Origin of the sequence: Pseudomonas cichorii (genome assembly GCF_019719005.1) — a bacterium.
GTDB lineage: Bacteria > Pseudomonadota > Gammaproteobacteria > Pseudomonadales > Pseudomonadaceae > Aquipseudomonas > Aquipseudomonas cichorii_E.
Window position 1 is genome coordinate 219987 of record NZ_JAIGPJ010000003.1, and the last position, 22324, is coordinate 242310.

Below are 22324 nucleotides of genomic sequence, written 5' to 3' on the forward strand. Positions count from 1 at the left end.
GCAGTCGTGGCGAGAAAAATAACAGTTTCCGAACGTATCAATATCGACACAGTTGTAGCCGGGTATTTCAAAGAGAAGCATCTCGTCCCATAAGCCAGGCAAAGCCGCAAACAGCATCGCCATGCTGGAACCAAGTCACAGGGCATTTCCACTCAGGGCAAAGGAAACCTTCCTTTACGGCCAGGACAGCCTTAGCGAGGTTGTTCCGGTCAGCCCATGACACGGAGAATGCTCATGATTCCGCTTAACAACACACTAGGTACGAGCCAGATACATGGCGCGACGTCCTCAGGCCATAACCCGCAAGGGCTCAACCAGCAAAACCAGCCACCGACGCAGCGTACAACCACATCGCTGGAAAAACTGGCTCAGCATTCAACCGCAAAAACCGGCCCGGTAACTCAGGATCTGCAGGCCACGCCAAAGATCGGCGTGCAAAGCAGCGTACAGTCTGAAATACAGACTCAGGATCCTGATGATCTGGCGGCCAAGGCAGCCGCACAACAAATCCGGGGCGCGCGTTTGCGTCCCGGAGAAAAGCTGGGCCGCTCTCTGATGGGAGAATCCAAGGCTGAGTCCACGAGTTCAAAAAAATCCGAGGACTCAAAGAGCAGCGCCAAGTCCGAAGCAATCCCTCAGGCACAGAATGACCCGGTAGCCCCGAAAGCAGAGGGCATGGGTTGGCCGTTGCGCTCAACCAAAATGGAACAAGCCTTGATGGGGGGGGATCAGGCCGAATCCTCGAAATCGAAGAAAGCCGAAGGCAAGCGCATCGCAGGTGAATCCGGCAAAGAGACGCACATCCAGAAAGAAGCCGGTACGTCATCGAAGCAGGAGATCACTCAGGCCGGATCACCGAAACTTTCCCGTACTGAGCAGACGGTGCAGAACGGGGTTCATGCCAGTCGCACATCGAACTCCAGAATGAGTGTCGGCGATGGCTTGGGGCCCAACCTTAACGATGGCCGGGAGCCTCTTGCAAAACCCGGCAGCAACGCCGTTACTCTGGACAAGAAAGGCAAGGCCAGTTTCGAGAACTTCAGCCCGCCGGCCTTGAATACCCTGCTCCAGGACACGGTGGGGAAAAAGGATAAAACCTATCTGGCCCATCAAACGACGGGCAAAGGTAACGATCAGGTCTTGCTCGAACCCAAGGGGCATCTGCTCAAGATGCAGCAGAGCGACACAGGCTTCACCCTGTTGCGCAGCAGTAAATCGCTGGATGTGCCGTCAGGCAGCAAGCCAGGCAGCGTAGCATTGCAACGCCAAGGCAACTCGATGAGCCTCGAAGGCCTGAAATCGACTGTCACACAAGCGCTGCCGGACAAAGCTCATATCGCGCACTTGAGCGGTGCCCATCAGGACAGCAGTGGTCAGACTCTGCGCGTGCATGACGAAAAGCTTTATCAATTCAAGTCTGACACGCTCAAGTGGACTCCCCTTCCCGATACAGGCGACAAGAAATTCAGCAGCCTTTCGACAGAAGGTGACGGCAAACTCTACGCCCGTAGCGGCGACTCGCTGATCAGCCTGTCCGGCGAGAAAAAAACCGAAATGACACTCAAGGATCTGGGAGCTCATTCGGTCGCCTCCGACGGGACTGTGGCCATGCTTGCGGGCAAGGACACCCAGACCCTTCAATTGGGCAAGATGGGGGAAGTGCCTGAACTGCACATCACACTCGACCTCAACGATGGCAAATCCGAAGCCAGCAGCATCGGCCTGACCAAGGATCGCCTGTTCGTCGCCGATACCGAAGGAAAGCTGTATAGCGCCGCGCGCGACGAGCTCAAGACCGACACCGGAGTTCTGAAACTTTCGCCGGAGAAAAACTACCAGCCCGAAGAGGGCAAGCTGGGTGGACGTCAGCAAGTCACTGGTTTCATGAGTGGCGATGACGGGCAACTGCATGCATTGATCAAGGACGGTGCCGGCCAGGTTCACTCTCATACACTGGACGAAAAGACCTCCAGCCTCCAGAGCGGCTGGAACCTTTCGGATGTGAAGGTTCTGGAAAATACTCAGGGCCTGCCTGTAAAGAGCGCGCCAACCCCGGAGAACACTTATGACCTGCACCGAAACGGTCGTGTAGGCCTGGTGGATGGCAGCATCCAGACATGGGACTCGACCACCCAGGCCTGGAAAGACAGCGGCGTCAAAGACATTGACGCATTGAAACGTGGCATCGACGGCAATGCCTATGTGCTCAAGGACGGCAAGGTTCACGAGCTGAAAGTGACCCCCGATTACGGCAAGAGTACTTTCAATGACACCCACAATCTGAAAGATACGCCCCGCTCTACCAAGGTCGAACTGGGCGATGCCATCGCGGGTCTGGAAGACCGTGTGATCAAAGACTTCGCCATGTACAACGACAAACAGTTTGTCGCTGTTGATGATAAAGGCCGTATGACCGCCCACCACAAGGACGGTGATCCGAGCGAAATGACTCGCCATGGCCTGGAAGGTACTGTTGCTCACCTGACCATGGACGCCAATGGCGTGCATGCTGCGACCAGTAATGGCGAGCTGTTTTTCATGCTCAAAGAGGACTGGCAGAAAAAGCCTGATGAGGCTAAACCGTCAACGTCTGCAACTGCTGAGACCAAGCCTTCAACATCCGCTGCAGCAGCAGACAAACCTTCAAGCTCCAAAACATCGGAGTCCAGAACCGATGGCGAATCCAAATGGCAAAAAATACCCCTCCATTTTGGGAGTGAGATAGCCAGTATTCGCACAGAAGTAGATAACACGCTCAGCATTACGCTGAAAAACGACCCCAATAATAATGGTTCCTACCAGCTCAAAGACAAGAAATGGCAAACCATTGACCATCGTCCTGCCGATCAGAACGAATTGAGCAACATGTTCAAGCGACTCGACGACGGCATGATAACCAAGAGCATTCCCGGAGTCGGTACCTTACGTATTACCTCCAACATGCTGGGACGCAGTGGTATAGAACAAGGCCATAAATCCAGCACGTCAGAGTTCATAAAGGCACACGTTATCAAGCTCGACACGGAAGTGCGGCCAGCCAAGAACGTGGTGAACTATATCGACCACAAGATCAACGGCCGGGACGGTCTGGCCGACGTCTACAACGCCCAGGCCCCCTTGTTCCACGAATTGAAGGACATCCGTCAGGCGCCAGGCAAGGCCCCGGAAGCAGGCCACGACCTGAAGACTCGTATCTCCAAACTGGATATCGGGGAAGAAGGCAAGGCACTGACCGAAAGCCTGGAGTCCTTCCGCGAAGAACTGGAGAACCATAGTCGCAAGGCGGTCATGACCCTGGGCGAAAAAGCTGGCTTGCTCAATCTTCATGGCGAGCCGACGGAGAAGGGGAAAAAAGCGGCCAGTAAAACGGAGTCCGCACCTCCAAAACGTAATGAAGCCAAGAATGACCTGATAGCACTGACTCAGGGTGCCCTGGACAAAGTATCTCCCTCCTCTGATAACCCGACCGGTGCCTTACTCAAGTCCCTGCAAGGCATGGGCATGAAGATGAGACATCTGGATGCCGATACGCCCGCGGACAAGCGTCGCCATGGACACGATGAACACGCTCTGACCAAGGCTCGCCTGGCTCTGGATATCGGAACCCTCAATGAGGTCGGAAAGCTGCTGGATAAAGCCGAAAAAATCCCCGATGGCCCCGACAAGAATGCCCAGATAAAGGCAATCAAGAACGAATTGACCCAGTTGCGCGACAAGACCTATGGGGAAAATCCGATCAAGCAAGTCTCGGACATGGGTTTTACCGAGCACTACCAGATAGAAAAATCCTACGACGGGATCAAGGCCTTCCTCAATGGTTTCCACAAACCGGATCACGCCACCAGCGTCAATATGCGCGCCGCCACCGGCAGCAAGGATCAGGCGGAACTGGCTGACAAATTCAAGAATGCCCTGAAACAACTGGAATTTCCGGACGACGAAATCAGCCTTTCACGCAGTTACGGCATGACCCTCAGTACGCCCTTCATCGGTATTGCCAAACACGTGACTGGTCCATTCCCCAGTGGGCAGTACAACAACACTCGCAATTACGCTTTCGCAGCCGAACGCGGCGACAAGGGTGTGGAAGTCTATCTGCTGCGTGAGCGTGCCAACCTGCTCAGCGGTACCGTGGGAGTCGGCAAGGATGTACTGCCGGATATCACGACCGCAGGAGAGTACGCAAAACTCACTACCCTGGATCTGGGCAATGAAAAACGTGGCGCGCTGGCCTTTCGCGTAGGAGGCGATATAACACTTGCGGGCACCCACACCCAACGTACCGGTGTGGCATTTACAGTGCCGGATGAAAAGATCGATCAGTTCGTCGACAACCTGTTCACAGGCAAGCTGACGGCACTGGACGTTCTCAAGGAAGGCGCAAACCACAAGGCCCATGAAATGAAGCGGGTCAATGTCGACCTGACTGCCGGGGCCAACACCGAGTTCCGCGTGCAACTGGGCATGTCGGATCATGACAGCAAGCCATTGACAGCTTCTGCACGCTTCGGCGCCGGCTTCACCGCCAACGTCAATCTTGCCAACTTCACCTGGCAAAAACTGAGTCAGGAAAACGATACCAGTCGCATGGATGAAAAGTCCCAGAACAGGGTTCGTCTGCTCAACAACGTCAACGCAGGAGCTTTCGCCCGAGCTCAGGTAGTCGGCGGCCATACGAATCCAACCCCGAGCTCGGCCCCCGGTTCCCAGGCAATAACCAGCACCAACGGGATCACGGGAACCGCCTCTCTTGACGACAAGACAACCAAGCGGATCAAGTTCCAGTTCAAGGAGGCGGCACCACTGACCACGGCCAACGTGACCAAGCTTGCCACCTCGTTGGGCGATGCATTCAAGGACAAGGCCTCAAAGGCCGAGCTGACCCGGCTGGCTGACCACACACAACCGGAGTACAAGGACGCGAGCGCCAAGGAGAAAATCCAGATTCACCTCAAGGGGCTCAATGATTTCTTTGCCAGCAAGACGCCGGAAAACGATGATCAATACGCTGCCCTACGCTCCCTGAAACGCTCCACGGCCCAGCAGGAAGCCTCGGTCAACAAGCACAGCGTACTGGACAATGGTCGCTTTGAAAGTAACTACACCAACCTGGCACGCCTGGACTCGCAGAACCTCACTTCCAAGATCATGAGTGTGATCTACGGCAATCATCAGACCAGCAACGCGGAGAACATCGCCAAGCTGATCGATCAGGACCCGGCACTCAAGTCGATACTCAAAGAGTTTCAAAGCCAGCCAGGCACCCTGGCACGGGTTCGCCTGGAGCCCAAGGACCATGTCTTCGACAGAGTCGATGCTGGCAGCCGTGACGGCACCCTCACGCAAAAAGAGATGTTCGATCTGCTTAGTGACCGGGACAACATGCGGATCCTGGCCATTTCGGTCTTCAAGAGCGCAGCACAGACCGACGGTTTTACAACCCCCACGCCATTGATCAGTGGTAGCAGCTCTGCCTCCATGGCCGTGAACCAGACCCTCGCCAAGGTGAACTTCAGCTATGGCGAAGATCAGGACAAACCCAAGGCCTACTACGTGAATGGTGAGATTTCCAGAGCATCACAAGACCAGAAAACCGTAGCGCAAGAGCTGAAAAAAAGCGGATTGGAACTCAAGAGCTAAACAGGCTCCTGTCCCCTGCTCACTGACGTAAAAACAGGCTCGCAGCGTAGGAAGAATGACGATGCGAGCCTTCACTTGTTCTGTGTCTTACCTGTTCAAAGGAACCTTGAAAATGACTACCGCCTTTTATGCGCTCGAAGATTTTCCGGAACTGGCCAACCTGGTCGCCAATTGCTCGGTGATCCAGGAAGAACTCGCGGCTCTGGATGCCCCTCTGCTCGATATCGACCGTACCAACAAACAGCACCAGCAAGTACACGAAGAACTGACCGAATACCTGCAACAGGGTGGCGATTACGGCTGGCTCAAGGGATGGGGTGCCGAAGGGGGCAACCGCAACTGGACGCAATATGCGCTGCTGTTCCGGGACACGCCTATCGGCCCTGCCCAGGCCACCATGCCTCGCACGCTGGAGCTGTTCCAGCCGCTCAAGGGCATCAAAGTCGTGGCCCTGGCGCGCATGGCCCCTCACAGTTTGCTGAGCCTGCATCGCCACCCGGAACTGACCGGTGAAGGGCTGCTGCAGATGCATATCACCCTCAGCGCCGCCAACGAGGCCAACTACTCCTACCTGAACGTGGCGGGCGAGTTCTATCACCAGAAACCGGGCACAGGCGCGATCTTCGATGGCTCGCTGGACCACTTCGCCGTCAACGCTACCCCCGTACAACGGACCATCATTTACATGGAGTTCGAGAAAGAGAAGTTCATGAAGCACTGATTGAAGCAAACGCTGCACCCGTCCCACAGAGCGTGCGTAACGCCTGTGGGATTTTTTGTGTCTGTGTTTTGAGCAGAATGAATTCGCAAGGTGGGGTTTCAAACGACGTATATTTATCGGATTTGATGGCCCTTTGGGAATGAATTCCCCCCTCCCGTAGGAGCGAATTCATTCGCGAGACGTCATTGAGGACGATAGATTTCTTCAGCTTCACGGGCCTCTCGCGAATAAATTCGCTACTATCAGGGTAGTGTCAGTCAGCAAATGCAAACAGCACCCATAAAAAAACGGGCTCTTCAAGAGCCCGTTTTGTTTCCCGCCTTACGCACTGTCAGTGCACGACCGGCCTTGCTCCTGCTGCTTCCAGCAAGCGATCAGCAAGCAACCGCACGATCCAGAAAGCTGTCAGTGAAGCATCGCCACGTAGCTCGTCGGTACCGGCATCGCGCTTGAAGTCTGACTCCAGGCTGTCAATGTAGTTGTTCAGACTGAACTGGCCATTGACCCGGTTACCCGGCTTGTCGAGAGTACTCTGCAGACGCTCGTTGACCAGAGCGATTGCATTTTCAAACGCCTGACGCTGCTCAGGCGTCAGGTAACCGCCCTTGCGTACCAATGAAGACCAGGAGACTTCTTCAGGCTTTTGTTGCGTCGCTGTCATATCAGACCTCCTTGTGGTTGGTAGAACCCGGCAGCTTGTCGTAAGGGTGCTCTACGTTCTTCAGGTTGATGCCGCTGGTGGTCAGGTTCAGGCCTTCGCTGTCGCTCTTGACGAAGGAGAACTTGCCGTTTTCAGCGTCGACGTTCTTCAGGTCCAGGTTCCAGTTGCCCTGCTGCCCACCGTTGGTGCGCATGAAAGTACCGAAGTCCTTGGCCTTGAAGTTATCCACGGTCACGTTGGCGTCGGCATTGAGCTGGAAGATCTTGTCATTGGCGCCTTGGGCACTGCTGTTGGTGATGTTCAGGTTGGTGACTTTGGCACCGCCCTCGCCCTTCACGGTCAGCGCATCTTCACCGACGTTGGTCCAGTGAACGTTATCAACATTTACAGCTTTCTCGTTGCCAGCACGGACATGCACGCCATCCGCTGCGTTTTCACCGAAGGTCACGTTTTTCAGAGTGGCACCTTCAGCCAGCTCGAAGATTGGCTTCTGTCCTTCGCCCTGTCCGCCGTCACCCAGGCTAGGGCCGGCAGTGAAGGTCTTGCCCTGGCCATCGAACACTTCGCCCGGACCTACCTTGATCGTTTCGTTGACTACGGTCGGGCTACCCGAAGCAGTCGGGAAGGACACAGGAGTCGATGAACCAGCAGAACCAGTACCTGCAGGACTGCCTGCGCCAGGAGTCGGGGCCGCGCCACCGATGGATGGAGTTGGAGCTGCACCGCCGCCACCGCCACCACCCACAGATGGAGCTGGAGCTGCACCGCCACCGCCACCGCCACCGCCACCCAAAGATGGAGCTGGGGCACCACCGCCGCCACCACCGCCGCCCAGAGATGGAGCTGGAGCACCACCGCCGCCGCCACCAGCCGGAGCACCGCCACCGCCACCACCGCCAGTCCCCTTGCTGGAGGAGTCAGACGGCTGGTTGAAGGTTTCCGGATGGCTGTCCATGAACTGGGCGATCATTTCCAGCAGCTCTTTGAGCTTGCCGTCCTGGGAAACCTGGCCACCACCATCGGAAGTCGGCTGGATCGAGTTATCCAGAGAACCGCCGCCCAGGCTTTTCATCAGGGTGTTGACCAGGTCTTCGACGCTGCCGGAACCACCACCTGCGCCCTGAGCACCACCCAGGCCCTGGCCTGAGCCCAGACCTTCAAGGCCTTTGGTGCCGCCACCGCCAGTGCCACCAGCACCGCTTACCGGTGAACCGGAACCTGAGCCGGAACCCGAACCATTACCGCCACCTTCACCCGTGCCCGACGAAGAGTCGGAGCCGCCAAGAACTTTTTCGAACAGGGCCATCAGAACCTGAGTCAGCAGCTCTTTGGGCGATTGGTCACCAGTGCCGTTAGCACCCTTGGAACTGCCATCCTTCTGCTCGCCGCCTTGCAGGGACTGCAGCAAGGAGTCGATGTCGCTCTGGCCCGACTTGCCAGCCTGGCCCGCACCGGAACCCGAACCTGCGCCGGCACCAGCACCAGCACCAGCACCGCCACCGGAACCGAGCAACATTTCAGCCAGCATGCCAGCCAGTTGCTCCAGAGCGGATTGTCCGCCCTGCCCCGTGGCAGCACCAGCTGTAGCCCCACCCAGACCACCGGATAGTCCCGAAAGACCGGAAAGACCACTTTGGGAAAAACCCGAAATACCCGCGATATCAGCCATTTTCTACCTCGTTCCTTCATTGAGAGTGTCCGGAGTACGGCAATCGATGCCGTTCTGGCCGGGGGTAGTGCCATCTAGAGAATCAACCCCGTAGTGGCACTCACCGTTGTGTGGCAACAGCCGACAGACGGTTCCCAAACAAATACTCAATTCAGCAAGGGCTGAACGGTGGTACGGGTTTGCTGGACCTGCGTGATGAAGCCGTTGACCAGATCGCAGAACTGCACTTCGTCGAGACGAGACAGTTCACGCTGGGTGCACAGACGCAGCTCTTGCTGATCAAGGGCCAGCCAGCAGCCACGCAGACTTGCAACATCAAAGTTGATGTTGAGCAGACGCTGCATGTTTTCCTGGCTCTTGCGCACTTGGCCCAGACTGCAATGAATAACCACATTGTCACTGAGCTTGGGCACTTCGATAACGGCGGCTTGACGGTTCTGGCTGTCATACAAAGCACAGACACCATTTTGGAGGGTTAAAGATGTACCGAGTGTTTCACTAAGACGCGCAATAAAACGTTGCGCATCGCGTTGGGAGTTCGCCATTGAATTTTCCTCAAGTTTGTCGTTGCTCAAAATGGATCCATTGCGACAACTGAGTGGAAAATTAATGGCGAGCGGTTCCGGCTGGAATAAATATTCTGAACCTAGTGTTTAAACCCGGTCAATGTGAGGAACTCACTGAGCAGGCCATGCAAGGTGTCTTCGCGTCGATAATCACGACCCAGTTCGTGCCAGACGACGAACCGTTGCTGATTGTCCAGGCAGAGATAGTAACCGTCATAGGACTCGACGTTCTCGAAGCGGCGCTTGAGCGTGTCGGAAAACAGGTTGGGCCGCTGGGCCTGGCGCTCTATCATCAGCGCCAGCCCCCAGCCCACACTGTCTCGGCGATACACGAAATCGATACCTGGGGCCCATTGCCAGGTACTCGGCTGCTGCTCGCCGATGCTGACAAGGAAATCTCGCTGGTCGCTACTACGCAGAATCGTTTCAGTCATTCAGATGTACCGTAGTGTATTCAGTTGCGTCATTACGCAGTTCAGGAGACCACCAAACTTTAAGGCCGGAACTGTTGGCGTCAACTTGCTGGCATTCACTGGCAGAACAAGATGATTGCATTGTCGCACACGCACTCAGCAAGAGAGTAACAATAAATAAGGCACCTGCATGTAACAACTTCATTTCGGATTCTCCCTACAAACGGACTGTACTGAATTCGGCCCTGAAAAGTACTGTGTTAATGGGTTGTGTCGCTATTTAAACAATAGATGTCACTGTGCCTGAAACCTTTCTCCATCCTATCGGTTTCAAGGCGGCAGTATTGAGACTCTGGCAGGGCTGGCAGGTGTCGCAATCGTCGCCACCGGCCGGGTTGCCACAAACACTTCAGTTGATTGACCCGGCTGAAGGCGCCCGGCAGGCAACATTGTTACAGCAAGTGTACGACCCCCGGAGCATGATGCCAGAGAGAAATCCTGAGCCTTGCTGCTGTTATTGCGCACGACTCCGACAGCAATATCGAAGCCATTACCGCCAAACCATTGACCCCGCGCAGGATCAATCGAAAGCCCACTCCCCACTCTACACAGGTCCCCCAGACGCACACCAGACGATGCCTCTTTAACATCACTCGGGATGCGTCCCTTGACCAGGTCGGCAAAAGCGTTGGAGATGGCTATTTTCTTGCGCTCGCGACTGTTGGGCGAACCACTGAGGGCCAGCGCCTTGTCCAGTTGTGGACGGTTTTCAGTGGCGATGTAGCGCGCAGGATCGATCTGGTCACCAATCAGCCTTGGCGTGAGGATGAACAGACGCTCGCGTCGTGAAACCTCCTGGCGCTTGGAAGTGAACAGCGGCCCCAGAACAGGCAGGTCACCCAGCAGCGGCACCTTGTCATGACGCTGGCCGGTTTCATCGACATGAAACCCGCCAATCACCAACGAACGGTTTTCGCTGATGACCGCCTGGGTGCTGACCGTGCCTCGCTTCACATCCGGGGTTTCGCCGTCACGAGAACGATCGAGCTGGCCGTCCTCGATATCGATGATCAACTGGAAGCGATTGGGCTGCGCACCGGCAATGGTACGAGGTATGACTTGCAGGCTGGTCCCGGCAGTGACCGATTGCACGTTGGCGACCCGCTCACCGGTGGCCGTGATATACGCGGTGCGGCTGAAATCGATCACGGCGGGCTGGTTTTCCAGGGTCAACACCGAAGGCCTGGCGATCACGGATGCCACACCCTGCCCTTCAAGCGCCTGGATGTCGGCAAAGAAGCGATCGAAATCACTGATGGAAAGCGTGGCCGAACCACCGGTCAGTAGCGAGCTGCCAAAGTTCACCGAGCCGGCCCGCGCCGACCAGCGAGATTCCAGAGCGCTCAGTTGGGTACGATCGATATCCAGAATGATGGCGTCGATTTCCACCAGATTGCTCGGTTGATCCAGTTGCTGGATCAACTGCTGATACATGTCGCGCTTGTCCGGGTTGTCATAGATCAACACCGCATTGTTGCGCACATCGGCGACAACCTTGCGATTGCTGGAGGTCTTGCCAGCCTTGGGCTTGTCACGCGAAGCGGTACGGTCAGTGGCCAGGTTGATGATCTTGTTGCGGCCGATATCCGCCATGCCCTGCAAAGCCTGGATGTTGGCCATAGGGTCCTGGGGGGAAGGCGGTACGACCTGCTTGCTGTCCAGCAAGCCATCGAGCAGTGTCGCAACACCGGGAATGTTGATGCTCTGCTCCCGATAGTGGATCTCGCGATCGGCCACGGCGGCGTAGCGCAACGAAAACATCATGACCTGCTGCTTCTCTTCGGCCTTGACCTTTTCCTTGCTGAAACCGCGGATCAGCTCGATATAGCGAGCCGGACCACTGACCAGCACCACGCCTTCATCCGGCAGTTCGCCCCAGCCGAAACGCTTGTCCAGCAGACCGATGTCGGTCAGCGCCTGCTTCAGGTCGGGGGCGGCATCGGACGACACTTCCAGCCGTTGCGAGACTTGCCCCGACTGTGGGCTCACGTACAACTTGCCGTTGTACAGGAACCATTGAAATTGATGTTCCAGGGCCATGCGGTCCAGGAATTCCTGGGCATTGCCCGCGCGAATCTTTGCATCCACCACACCGCTGACGCCATTCATCTCCAGGCCCACGCCATAGGAGCTGGCAAAATCCTTAAGCACGGTGCTCAAGGGAGTCTGGGCTGCCTCATAGGCATAAGCAGACTGGCGCCACTCTTCAGGTACAGCAGCCATGGCAACCTCTGCCTGCATGCCAAGCAGCGCAAAGCAGAGCAGTCGTTTCAAGCATTGCTTAAACATAAGAGCCTCTCAGTGCCAAAGGGCGCATGAATGGCCTTGGCGGGGTCACCTTCCTGGGTTCAAGCATCGATTCCCAGACATCGCGCTGGTTAACCAGGCTTTCGATGTCTTGGATGACCAATGCCGTGCTCTGAAACTTCTCGTATTGCACAAGGCACAGATGGCTGGTCTCTGGATCGAGTGCCAGTGCGCCACGAAAACGCCTGATGCTGGGTCCGGAAAGACGCAAAGCGGCTTCAAGATCCGCATCACCACCGCGCCATGCAGCGCTCAAAGGTGCGAGATAAACCAGCCCTGCATTGCTGCGTTTAATGCTTAACGGCTGCTGATCGACTTGCAACAACAAGACAGGTTCGTTGCTGTCGAGCCAACGCTCGACAGCAACGGTCAGATCAGCGGATTTCATTGATGATTGCCTTGGCCAGGTTGTGCTTGACCACAATCTCCTGGTTCACAGCCCAGCTGGCAGTCGAGGACTGCCGGATAGCCGAGTTGAAGGCGTGCCAATCATCCGGGGAGAAGGCGTCCAGACTCAGTGCAGCCGAGTCCAGATCCTTTTGAGTGTTTTCGAAGTTGTTGTCGAGACGGCGTCTGAGTGCATCGGAAGAAAGCATGGTAATACTCCTGGTTCGGGAACTCATGACTGAGTGGCAAGCGCAGGAGTTTGGTTCCAGAATATTCCGGTCAAGGCCAAAGATGACGTTGCAGGGCGCTCCAGCTCAGGCTGAAATCCCCATGTTCGGTGCGCAGGCTGATGGCATCGAGATCAAGATTCGGATCACCTCGCAACGTCCAGCCCAACTGCCCCTGCTCTTCCAGGCTCTGGGCAAGCAGCGGTATCTGGTCGGGGTGGCAATAGATCAGGGCCGACTCTTCGTTGGGGCTGGCAGAGGTCAGTTGCCGCAGGACTGCGCCGACTTTCTGGCCGTCCGGCAACTCACCCAGCACAAGCTTCAATGCCTGCTGCACCAGGTCTTCAGCTGCCTCGACAATCGTTGCCAGTGTCTGCTCCCGTTGCTCGCGCAGATCATCGAGCAATGACTGGGCCTGCTGCCAGACCTCGGCACAGGTTTCTTCTTCGCAGCGCCGACGCAACGCCTCGGCCTCAGCCTCGGCAGTTTCAAGAATTTCCCGGGCACGGGCACGGGCATCTTCCAGCAGCTCCTCTGCCAGCAGGCTCTGCTCAAGAACTTCCCGGCGCAGAAGCGGCTCGTTAACCGTGGAGCGGTTACTGGTAAGCGTCAGACTGCGACTGGTCAACATGCGGACTTCCCTCAATGCTGTTGCTCAAAACGTACCCACCCACGGCCTGCCACAAGGCACACAATCTGGCTTGGGGTATGTCATCCAATGACAGGCACTCGGCCTGATCCACGGCATCACGAGCGAACTTGACCCGCAGTCGCTGCCAGAGCCGGTCACCGACCCACGCTCTCAACAGACTCAGGCCCGCAACCCGAGGCTGTCGGGCGTCCCAGTGTTCAGGCAGCCAGTGTCCGGGCTGCAAGGCCCTGCCCAAGCGCCGACACCAGAGCCAGGCCGGCTCGTCCAGGCTATCGGGGCGCGGCACACGACTGCCCGCACAGATCCCCACACAGAGTTCGAGTGCCAGCGCCCATTGCTCATCGTCCAGCTCCAGCAAGGGCAACAACAGGGCATCGGGTGCGGGCGGCAGGGTCGAGGTCATGCCAAGGTAGCGGTCGACCATTGCGTCATCGACCTGCCCCAGCAACCTCAAGGTTGAGGCGCTCATGCCTGCCGAATCGTGCAGTTGCCAACTTTCATGGGCCTGGCGCCAGCCCTGGGTCCACCAACATACCCAGACCAGCGCCTGCGGCTCACTCACTTTCATTTCGGCGGTTCCGCTGCTACAGCAGGCCGCGGCATGAAGCGCTGTCGCCATTGCGGGTTGAGTGCCCACAGGCCAGCCAGCATCAGGGCGATCCCGAACGTACAGAGCACCGCCATCCACTGCCAGAACTCCAGGCGGTCGCGGGCCATGGTGAACGGCCCGACACTGACCATTGGCACCGACTCCTGATAACCCTGAGAAGGTACGAACACCACTGCCAGTTTTTTCTCGTCCGCATTGGCCATGCCGGGAATACTGCTGGCAACCATGCGCCGTATACGCGGCAATACGCTGTCGGGCTCAAGGTCCGGGCGGTATTTGATGAACACCGCCGCCGAGGCCGGCTGTACCGGCTCCCCCGGCGCGATGCGCTCGGGCAGCACGACATGCACCCTGGCAACCACGACACCATCGATCTGCGACAGGGTCTGCTCCAGTTCCTGAGACAAGGCGTAGATATAGCGCGCCCGTTCTTCCATGGGAGAGGAAATCACACCCTCCTTGCGAAATACTTCCCCCAGCGTCGAGCGTGACCGGCGAGGCAGGCCTACAGCCTCCAGCACCTTCACCGCACGGGAAATATCCTGCGTGGAAACCAGGACGGCGACTCCACCCTTGTCCAGGCGCTTTTGCGCGTCAATGTTTTTACCCGCAAGCTCTGCCAACACTTCGTTGGCATCTTGCTCGGTCAGATCGCGATGCAGCTCCATACGGTCGCCGCAACCAGCCATCATTAACGCCAAAAGCATAAGGATGGCCAGCCTGATTGCCTTGGGGTGCATAGTCGGGCCTTATTGCAGACTGGTCAGTTTTTCCACACTCTGGGCCGCCTTGCTCACCAGCTTGGCACTGAGCAGGCTTTCCAGATAAAAGGAAGACAGGGAACGGTTGGCGTCAAGTAACATTTTCGGGTCAGTCGATCGGGCTGCTCGTTGCAGGTCTCGATCAACCCTCTCAGACTCTTTCTGGTAAGCAGTCGATGCCTTGGAAATCGGCGACACCAGCATTTGTGAATCGCTGGCAGGCTTGGGTTCTGCAGAGCGCATGGCGGCATTGAACCAGGCAATGTCCGCCTCGGCAGGAGTAGGACCAGATGGTGGCGATGTCACCTCTGTCTCGAAGAGGCCAGTGTGATGTGTTGATACGCGAGTAACGGCCATGTTTGCTTTCTCCTGCCAAGACGAAGGTTTACAGATCAACCGCGATAGTCGGTGACGCTTTGCTGAACCAGAACGGACAGAACGTTGCCTGCCGCGATGCTGGCATCGGTCTTCAAGGTGTTGCCGGCGCCACCGTTCTGGAAATTCTGTTCCGCATTGGGAAACAGACCGCCCAGCGAGTTGCCTTGAGCGCTATCCTTGATTTCGCCCTTGATCATGTTGATGGCTTTCTGGAACTGCTCGCCTTCAGCCTTGGACATGACGTTGTCGCCCTCGGAGAGCTCTCCCATCCAGTCCTTCGACTTGCCGTCCGGTTTTCCGAACTCTTCAGGATGCATATCCATGAAGCGCGAGACCTCTTTGAGAACGTCTTTGTCCTCAAAGTTGAAGCTCATCTGACCGCTCTGGGCGTTCGGAGCGGTATTTGGCCTCAGCAGGTTGTCGAGCTTTTCTTCGCCCAGGCTGCCCAGCAAAGCAGACAGCAGCTCCTGAAGACCACCACCGGAAGCCGCACCGCCACTGGCAGCAGGCGAACCGCCAAAGTTTGACGCAGAGGGGGTGCCTGTATTGCCGGTATTGAAACCCGCGTTACCCGTACCGAAACCCGAACCGAAACCCGAACCGCCCGAGACGTTCTGGCCTTTGGAGCCACCGCTGAGGAATTCGTTGATCAGACCTTCAAGCCCCTTGGTAAAGGACTCTTTCTCATTGCCGTTGAGATACTTGTCTTCCGACAGCTCGTCGCGCCAGCCATTGACCTTGCCGTTGGCGTCGTGCGGTTTTCCGAACTGGTCAGGATTGCGGTCCATGTAATCGGCAACCATGCCGAGCAATGGATTATCAGTGTCGCGAATGTTGGCTCCGCTGCCTGACTTTTCAAACAACGAATCGCTAAGCAATGAAGCGACCTTGCCAGCAGTGCCGTTAGGATCAGACTGCACAGCCGACATTTGCGTACTCGCGAAAGTACTCTGGAAGCCGCTTTGTGGAACGCCTATCGAAGAAGAAGGAATCATATATTTACTCCTTGAAAACCGAGCAGATTGAAGCCCTCCTGGCATGAACCAAGAGGGCGCGATAACCACTTAGTAGTTGATCGCCTTAGCGGTGTTCAGAGAAGCGTTCTGCGACTTGGTGGCAGAGTCCTGATAGGCGCTGGCGATACCGTTGATGGTATCTGTTTGCATCTTGGTCGATTGGGCCTGGGCGTTCATCATTGTGGTTGCAGCAGCGGTGGAGTCCATCAGGGTCATTGCGGACATCGAAGCGCCGAGGGAAGCGGTACCAGCCATAGTTATTACTCCTGATCATCGAGATGGTTTGGACACCAAATTGGTGTTCGAACATTGAGTGGTCGATTTTCAGAAGCGGTTCCATGCGAATGCACGAATGAGGAAGTAAAGAAAAAACTACGGCTCCGGCGAGTTGATGCTGAGACTTTTCATGCGGTGATAAAGCGTGCGTCGGGGAATGCCCAGTTCACTGATCACGGACTCGATACACTTGGGATGACGCGACAGACAATCCTGAATGAGAGCCTTTTCGAACTGGCGAAGATAACCCTTGAGAGGAACATTACCTTCCAGGTGCGGATCTTCGTCGGTGCCCAACGGTGACATACCCAAAACGAAACGCTCTGCCGCACATTTGAGCTCGCGGATATTGCCGGGCCAGCGATGACTGAGCAGGCGGTTGAGCACGGCAGGATCGCGCTGGGGAAGCGGCTGATGATGCTTCTGAGCCGTCTCCATGACGAAACGCTCGAACAGCGAGGGAAGATGGTCAAGGCGTGAGCGCAGGGTAGGCAACTGGATCTTGATGACGTTCAGGCGAAAAAACAGATCTCGCCGAAACTTGCCCTCCTCTACCAGTTTTTCCAGCGGCGTCTGTGTCGCGACAATCACACGCAGGTTCAGCGACACGAAACGTGTCGAGCCCAAGCGCTCTATTCCGCGCATTTCCAGCACGCGCAGCAGCTTTGCCTGGAGCAGCAACGGCATGCTGTCGATTTCATCCAGATAGAGCGTCCCGTTGTGGGACGCTTCTATATAGCCGGCCCGCGACTTGGATGCGCCGGTGTATGCCCCGGCCATGACCCCGAAAAGCTCACTCTCGGCCAGTTGCTCGGGCACGGCGGCACAGTTGAGTGCGACCAGAGGACCTTCGCGACCCGACAGCTGGTGAATGCGTCGTGCCAGGGTGTCCTTGCCGGTGCCCGTCTCCCCCTCCAGCACCATGTCGACGTTGAGCGGAGCCGCCTTGCGGATAAACGACTGCAGCGTGCCAAAGATATCGAGGACCTCATGCTCCATCTGCGAAGAGTCAGTATTCATAAAGCCCTCATCCATCCATCTCCTTGCGATGATAAACACTTCCGCTGAATGTCAGGAATACCCTCGCAGACGAATCTCGACACTCTGTCGACGACTGACGCCGCGAAACGGGTACTTTAAATTAACGTCCAGCAATTATCTCGTTTTGATTTTCTATTAAAACCATTGATTTCTCGGTAAAGGCACCGGGAGGACAGGCAGCATGTAAAAACCGAGACGAAAGCATCATTGCACCGAGACGGCCTTGCAACTTTGCAAGTCGTTTAAGAGCCCGGCCGTTTATGGTAGGGAAAGTGCGTTCTTATTCGGTTTTCCGAACGCGTAATAAAAACGTCGTATAGTTCTGGCACATCTTTCACCTTGATTCATATACATGTCCTGCGCGCTCTAACAACTGCACGCATAAGCGCCCTCTGACGCTCCAGACATGCAAAGGAGCACACGACCCTACATATTCCAAAAAAGAATTACAAGATTACTTTATATTCTTTTTAAGATTATCCATGAGCTGCAACACTCCTCACCAGAATCATCCATAAAGTGTTGAGAACTCATGAAAAAATTGACTGCCATTACTGCCCTGTCCCTTGCCGTTCTTTCAGGTCTGGCTCACGCCGACCGCCTGGAAGACATCAAAAAATCCGGTGTCTTGAGGGTGGCTGCTTTCGACAGCAATCCGCCGTTCGGTTTTGTAGATGCAAAAAGCAAGCAAATAGAGGGCCTGGATGTGGATTATGCCAAGGCCATCGCTGACAAACTGGGCGTGAAGCTGCAATTGCAACCCACAAACCCTGCAAACCGGGTGCCGTTGCTGGTGGCCAACAAGGTCGATCTGGTCCTGGCCAACTTCACCATCACCCCGGAGCGGGCCGAACAGGTGAACTTCAGCACCCCCTATTTCTCCTCGGGCCAGCAGTTCATCGTCAAGAAAGGCACGCTCAAGAATCCGGATGACCTGAACAAATGGCGCGTAGGCGTCGACAAGGGCACCGTCAACGAAGGCGTGCTGCGCGAGAAATTCCCCGGTGCAAAAGTCGTTGCCTACGATGATACGCCTTTTGCCTTTACCGCATTGCGCAACGGTAACGTGCAGGCCATCACTCAGGACGGCCCGAAACTGATCGGTCTGCTGGCCAACGTGCCGGACAAGGACAAATACGAAGTCCCGCCCTTCACCATCTCCAACGACCTGATCGGAGTCGGAATTCCGAAAGGCGAAACCGCACTGACCGAGTTCGTCAACCAGACGCTGGTAGAGCTGGAATCCAAAGGCCAGGCCCAGAAGATCTATGACACCTGGTTCGGCCCGAACACCCCGACACCTCTGGCCCGTCTGTTCAAGATCGGTGACAAGAGCTGATCCCGAGCGATCCGTTTCTCGGTAGCCCGCTGCGGACAACCCGGCGGGCTCTTTCAATTCTGGATGGATGTTGCGTCTGATGTTCGGTGAACTGCTGGGCCCGCAATACCTGCATTTGTTGTTCGATGGATTTCTGCTCACGCTAGGCCTGTCGATCCTGGTCTGCCTGAGCGCCACAGTGCTTGGCTTTCTGGTCTGCCTGGCACGCATTTCCTCTTCGCGTCTCTGGTCCTGGCCTGCACGGGGCTATCTGTCGCTGTTTCGCAACACGCCTCTGCTGGTGCAGTTGTTCTTCTGGTACTTCGGGGTCAGCGCCCTGTTGCCCGAAGCGCTGGTCAGCTGGCTGAACATGCCTCACGAAGTGAACCTGGCAGGCCTGCTGATCGAATGGCCGTCATTCGAGTTCATTGCCGGTTTCTGGGGCCTGATGCTCTATAGCAGTGCGTTCATCGCCGAAGAGTTTCGCGCCGGTGTCGCTTCGGTGCGCGCCCAGCAGCACACTGCCGGACAAGCCTTGGGGCTGCGCCCCGCGCAAGTATGGCGTTATGTCGTGCTGCCTCAAGCCGTGCGCACGGCGCTTGGGCCATTGCTGGGGCAATACATGAATGTGCTGAAAAACTCCTCGCTGACCATGGCCATCGGCCTGGCCGAACTGTCCTATGCCTCGCGTCAGGTCGAAACCGAAACCTTCAAGGCTTTCCAGGCCTTCGGTATCGCTACCTTGCTGTACATCGTGAGCATCGCGCTGATCGAAGCCATCGGCCAGATGATCCAGCACAGCAAGCGTTATCGCCAGGGAGCGGCCTGACCATGGACTTTTCAGTCATAAGCGACAACTTCGCCTACCTGATGGTAGGCGCGTATCCGAACGGGCCATTGGGCGGTGCGGCACTGACGCTGATTCTCAGCCTGCTGTCAGGCGTTCTGGCCGCCGCATTGGGCCTGGTGCTGGGAGTAGCTCTGGTGCTGGTGCGCGGCCGGACACGCTGGGTATTGCTGGGAGTGCTGGGTTTCTTTCGCGCCATTCCGGTGGTGATGCTGATTTTCTGGACCTACTTCCTGTTGCCGATCCTGTTCAAGATCGATGTCCCGGCCTTGTTCACCGTGGTCTGCGCCCTCTCGCTGATTGGCGGCGCCTACCTGGCGCACTCCGTCCACTCGGGCATCCTCAGCCTGTCTTCAGGCCAATGGGCAGCCGCCAAGGCGCTGGGCATGAGCCCGTGGCAAGTGCTGCGCCTGATCATTCTGCCCCAGGCACTGCCGATCATGCTGCCCTCCTTCCTGAATCAATGGATATCCCTGATAAAGGATACCTCGCTGGCCTACGTGATCGGTGTCGGGGAACTGTCGTTCGTGGCAACCCAGGTCAGCAACCGGGTCATGGTTTACCCCACCGAAATTTTCCTGTTCATCGCTCTGGTGTACTTCATCATCTGCTCGGCACTGGACTTGGTGGCCAATCGACTCACGGGCGCCGGAAGCGCGAAAAAAAGCTGAAAAAATAATCGGATTCTGTGCGCTTATTCGCGAATTCAGGATCCATTTTCAGCACTCTAAAGGTCACGGGGCAGGTACACTTCATGAGCTGTTCATAAAATAACCACACAGCCACAGACCACGTAGAACGTGGCTTACAAAAAGTTACCCACAGACATACCCACGTTTTCCGTGGACAACTTTTCAAAAAATCCGAACCTGAAAAACGCATGGGAGCGCAAGTCAAAATTCATCGATGATGTGAAGTTTTTTGCACACCCTGCCCTTACCCACCGATTCGACAAGACTATGCAGTTCAGGCCTGTGCTTATGCCTTTTTGACTGTTGCCTCAAATACACTCGTTCTCTGAAATAAGCGCTTTTTCGAGGCGGCCTGCAGATGGAAAAACGGTGTGAAGTGGCAGTTCTCGGCCTGGGAGCCATGGGCGCGGCAACCCTTTATCAATTAGCTAAAGCCGGAGTCAGTGCCATTGGCGTGGATCGCCACAACCCGCCACATACTTATGGCTCCAGCCACGGCGACACGCGCATCACCCGTCTCTGCGTCGGTGAAGGCCCGCAATATCTGCCGCTGGTGCGCAACTCTCACGCCATATGGCGGGATCTGGAAGCGCTATCCGGCGAGTCTCTGTTCGAGCAATGCGGCGTGCTGGTGATGAGCTCCCATCCGGCTTACGACTCGCAAGCCCCAGAAGACTTCACCCACAAGACCATCGCACTGGCGAAGGCCTATGGCGTGAAGCATGAAGTCTTGTCGGCGCAGTCCATTCGCCAGAGATTCCCGCAGTTTGCGCCGGTACTGGATAGCGCCATCGGCTACTTCGAACCCGACGGTGGTTATGTGCGGCCAGAGCGCTGCATCGCCGTGCAACTCAAACTGGCCAAAGCGCATGGAGCCAAAATCCTGACAGACGAAACCGTCACTCACTTACAGACTCATGGCGAAGGCGTACGCATCACGACCGATAAAGGCTCGATCCTGGCCGACAAAGTCATCGTCAGTGCTGGTATGTGGTCTGCCGACCTGCTCGGAGCGCCTTTCGATCGATTGCTGAGGGTCTGCCGGCAAAAGCTGTTCTGGTTTGAGCTGGCAGAACAGGCGGTCTTCGCGCCCGTCTCACCCAGCTTCATCCTCACCCACGGGCCGGGCGAGGTGGATATCAACTACGGCTTCCCGCCGCTGGCGGGCGAAGGCAGTATGAAGATGGCCACCGAGCAATATATCGACGTCTCACAGCCAGAGACGCTGGACCGAAGCATCACGCCCGCAGAAGAACAGGAAATGTTCCAGACCCAGGTCAGCGGCAAGATAGCCGGGCTGTCCTCCAGGGTCGTCAGATCCTCCGTATGCGCCTACACGGTGACACCGGATTACCACTTCATCATCTATGAACACCCTCGCCTTAAAAACGTGACCGTTGTATCCGCCTGTTCGGGGCACGGCTTCAAACATTCCGCCGGACTTGGACAGGCGCTGGCCCAACAGTGTATTCAGGGAAAGAGTGATGTGGACTTGTCGGCGTTTTCGTTGAAGCGTTTCAAGTTAGAAGAATAAAAATCCAACGACCTGCTGCCGAGTGATACACGTCGAGAAACTTGCCAACTCGTCGGCAGGCTTATCTGGACAAAGTAAACGGAACCAATCTGGTCAAAGTTGATGGTTATTAAATCTGATAACAAAAAACTGACAGCTAAAATTCAGATATCGTAAAGCCAGCCCCCCTTCTGAACACTCACAATAGTTGAACATTAGTTATTCATTAACTTTGAGTTTGTGGCCGCCACCCATTTAATCAACACCTGCCCGGACAAAAGCCGGACAAGACGAAAATCAGCATGAAGCCGCCATAATCGCGCCAAAAACGGACAATCTGGTCAGGTTTTCGTGCAGAGTTTTTCGGCAGCGCATCATCAAGGGCTTTTGAGGCATCTGCTGCAAGAGTGGATCTGAGCGCGCCTTTGACAGCCATTCTCCTGAAGCGTTCAGAATCAGGGGATCCAATGGCAAAGTAATTTTTGAATAAAAACTCTACTACCGAGCAGAAAGAATGCAGGCATTTTTCAGTAAAGGTTAAAGCGCAACGGCAACTCGTTTGCAAATTT

General features: G+C 56.1%; 20 protein-coding genes. 6 read left to right on the forward strand and 14 right to left on the reverse strand.

Features of this window, described 5'->3' with window-relative positions; genetic code table 11:
- Positions 1 to 234 precede the first annotated feature (234 nt).
- Positions 235 to 5640 carry an AvrE-family type 3 secretion system effector gene (locus K5D32_RS04605; RefSeq protein ID WP_221599377.1) on the forward strand — a complete coding sequence of 1802 codons (5406 nt, stop codon included), beginning with the start codon at positions 235 to 237 and terminating at the stop codon, positions 5638 to 5640.
- Positions 5641 to 5752: 112 nt separating this feature from the next.
- Positions 5753 to 6361, forward strand: a complete 609-nt coding sequence (locus K5D32_RS04610; protein WP_221576889.1) for an aspartyl/asparaginyl beta-hydroxylase domain-containing protein — start codon at positions 5753 to 5755, stop codon at positions 6359 to 6361.
- A gap of 331 nt (positions 6362 to 6692) precedes the next feature.
- Here the strand turns inward: K5D32_RS04610 and K5D32_RS04615 are convergent, their stop codons facing one another.
- From K5D32_RS04615 to K5D32_RS04680, 14 genes are all read right to left on the reverse strand, one after another.
- Complete coding sequence (locus K5D32_RS04615; protein ID WP_221592701.1) at positions 6693 to 7022, reverse strand: HrpW-specific chaperone; 330 nt, start codon at positions 7020 to 7022, stop codon at positions 6693 to 6695.
- A 1-nt stretch (position 7023) separates the two neighbouring features.
- A complete protein-coding gene (locus K5D32_RS04620) occupies positions 7024 to 8691 on the reverse strand; it encodes a pectate lyase (RefSeq protein ID WP_221599378.1) in 1668 nt (555 codons plus the stop codon).
- Between the two features lie 146 nt (positions 8692 to 8837).
- A complete protein-coding gene (locus K5D32_RS04625; RefSeq protein ID WP_221577009.1) occupies positions 8838 to 9236 on the reverse strand; it encodes a type III secretion system chaperone in 399 nt (132 codons plus the stop codon).
- Between the two features lie 101 nt (positions 9237 to 9337).
- Positions 9338 to 9691 (reverse strand): negative regulator of hrp expression HrpV, encoded by a 354-nt coding sequence (locus K5D32_RS04630; RefSeq protein WP_221576886.1) that lies wholly within the window; start codon positions 9689 to 9691, stop codon positions 9338 to 9340.
- Positions 9692 to 10000: 309 nt separating this feature from the next.
- Positions 10001 to 11953 carry a type III secretion system outer membrane ring subunit SctC gene (gene sctC, locus K5D32_RS04635; RefSeq protein WP_260407208.1) on the reverse strand — a complete coding sequence of 651 codons (1953 nt, stop codon included), beginning with the start codon at positions 11951 to 11953 and terminating at the stop codon, positions 10001 to 10003.
- Between the two features lie 58 nt (positions 11954 to 12011).
- Positions 12012 to 12425 carry a type III secretion system chaperone gene (locus tag K5D32_RS04640; RefSeq protein ID WP_221576884.1) on the reverse strand — a complete coding sequence of 138 codons (414 nt, stop codon included), beginning with the start codon at positions 12423 to 12425 and terminating at the stop codon, positions 12012 to 12014.
- Entirely contained in the window at positions 12412 to 12633 is a 222-nt protein-coding gene (locus tag K5D32_RS04645; protein WP_025259532.1) for a serine kinase, read from the reverse strand. Before K5D32_RS04645 ends, K5D32_RS04640 begins: the two co-directional genes overlap by 14 nt.
- A gap of 70 nt (positions 12634 to 12703) precedes the next feature.
- Positions 12704 to 13282: a type III secretion system stator protein SctL gene (gene sctL / locus K5D32_RS04650; RefSeq protein WP_221576883.1), complete on the reverse strand. Its 579-nt coding sequence runs from the start codon at positions 13280 to 13282 to the stop codon at positions 12704 to 12706.
- Positions 13248 to 13871, reverse strand: a complete 624-nt coding sequence (locus K5D32_RS04655; RefSeq protein ID WP_221599379.1) for a hypothetical protein — start codon at positions 13869 to 13871, stop codon at positions 13248 to 13250. The genes sctL and K5D32_RS04655 overlap by 35 nt, the downstream gene beginning before the upstream one ends.
- Positions 13868 to 14653, reverse strand: a complete 786-nt coding sequence (sctJ, locus tag K5D32_RS04660; RefSeq protein WP_221599380.1) for a type III secretion system inner membrane ring lipoprotein SctJ — start codon at positions 14651 to 14653, stop codon at positions 13868 to 13870. Before sctJ ends, K5D32_RS04655 begins: the two co-directional genes overlap by 4 nt.
- A gap of 9 nt (positions 14654 to 14662) precedes the next feature.
- Entirely contained in the window at positions 14663 to 14980 is a 318-nt protein-coding gene (sctI, locus tag K5D32_RS04665; RefSeq protein ID WP_308125046.1) for a type III secretion system inner rod subunit SctI, read from the reverse strand.
- An 86-nt stretch (positions 14981 to 15066) separates the two neighbouring features.
- Positions 15067 to 16047 (reverse strand): harpin HrpZ family protein, encoded by a 981-nt coding sequence (locus tag K5D32_RS04670; protein ID WP_221599382.1) that lies wholly within the window; start codon positions 16045 to 16047, stop codon positions 15067 to 15069.
- Between the two features lie 69 nt (positions 16048 to 16116).
- Positions 16117 to 16323: an ATP-dependent helicase HrpA gene (locus tag K5D32_RS04675; protein ID WP_221599383.1), complete on the reverse strand. Its 207-nt coding sequence runs from the start codon at positions 16321 to 16323 to the stop codon at positions 16117 to 16119.
- 117 nt (positions 16324 to 16440) lie between these two features.
- On the reverse strand, positions 16441 to 17364 hold the full coding sequence (locus K5D32_RS04680) for a sigma 54-interacting transcriptional regulator (protein ID WP_038400296.1): 924 nt from the start codon (positions 17362 to 17364) through the stop codon (positions 16441 to 16443).
- Between the two features lie 553 nt (positions 17365 to 17917).
- Between K5D32_RS04680 and K5D32_RS04685 the strand changes: the two genes are divergently transcribed.
- From K5D32_RS04685 to solA, 4 genes are all read left to right on the forward strand, one after another.
- Positions 17918 to 18724: an ABC transporter substrate-binding protein gene (locus K5D32_RS04685; protein ID WP_221592695.1), complete on the forward strand. Its 807-nt coding sequence runs from the start codon at positions 17918 to 17920 to the stop codon at positions 18722 to 18724.
- A 79-nt stretch (positions 18725 to 18803) separates the two neighbouring features.
- Positions 18804 to 19532 carry an amino acid ABC transporter permease gene (locus K5D32_RS04690; RefSeq protein ID WP_221599384.1) on the forward strand — a complete coding sequence of 243 codons (729 nt, stop codon included), beginning with the start codon at positions 18804 to 18806 and terminating at the stop codon, positions 19530 to 19532.
- Positions 19533 to 19534: 2 nt separating this feature from the next.
- The gene (locus K5D32_RS04695) at positions 19535 to 20221 is read left to right on the forward strand and encodes an amino acid ABC transporter permease (protein WP_221592693.1); all 687 of its coding nucleotides are present in this window, start codon (positions 19535 to 19537) and stop codon (positions 20219 to 20221) included.
- A 379-nt stretch (positions 20222 to 20600) separates the two neighbouring features.
- Positions 20601 to 21776 (forward strand): N-methyl-L-tryptophan oxidase, encoded by a 1176-nt coding sequence (gene solA, locus K5D32_RS04700; protein ID WP_221599385.1) that lies wholly within the window; start codon positions 20601 to 20603, stop codon positions 21774 to 21776.
- Positions 21777 to 22324: the final 548 nt, after the last annotated feature.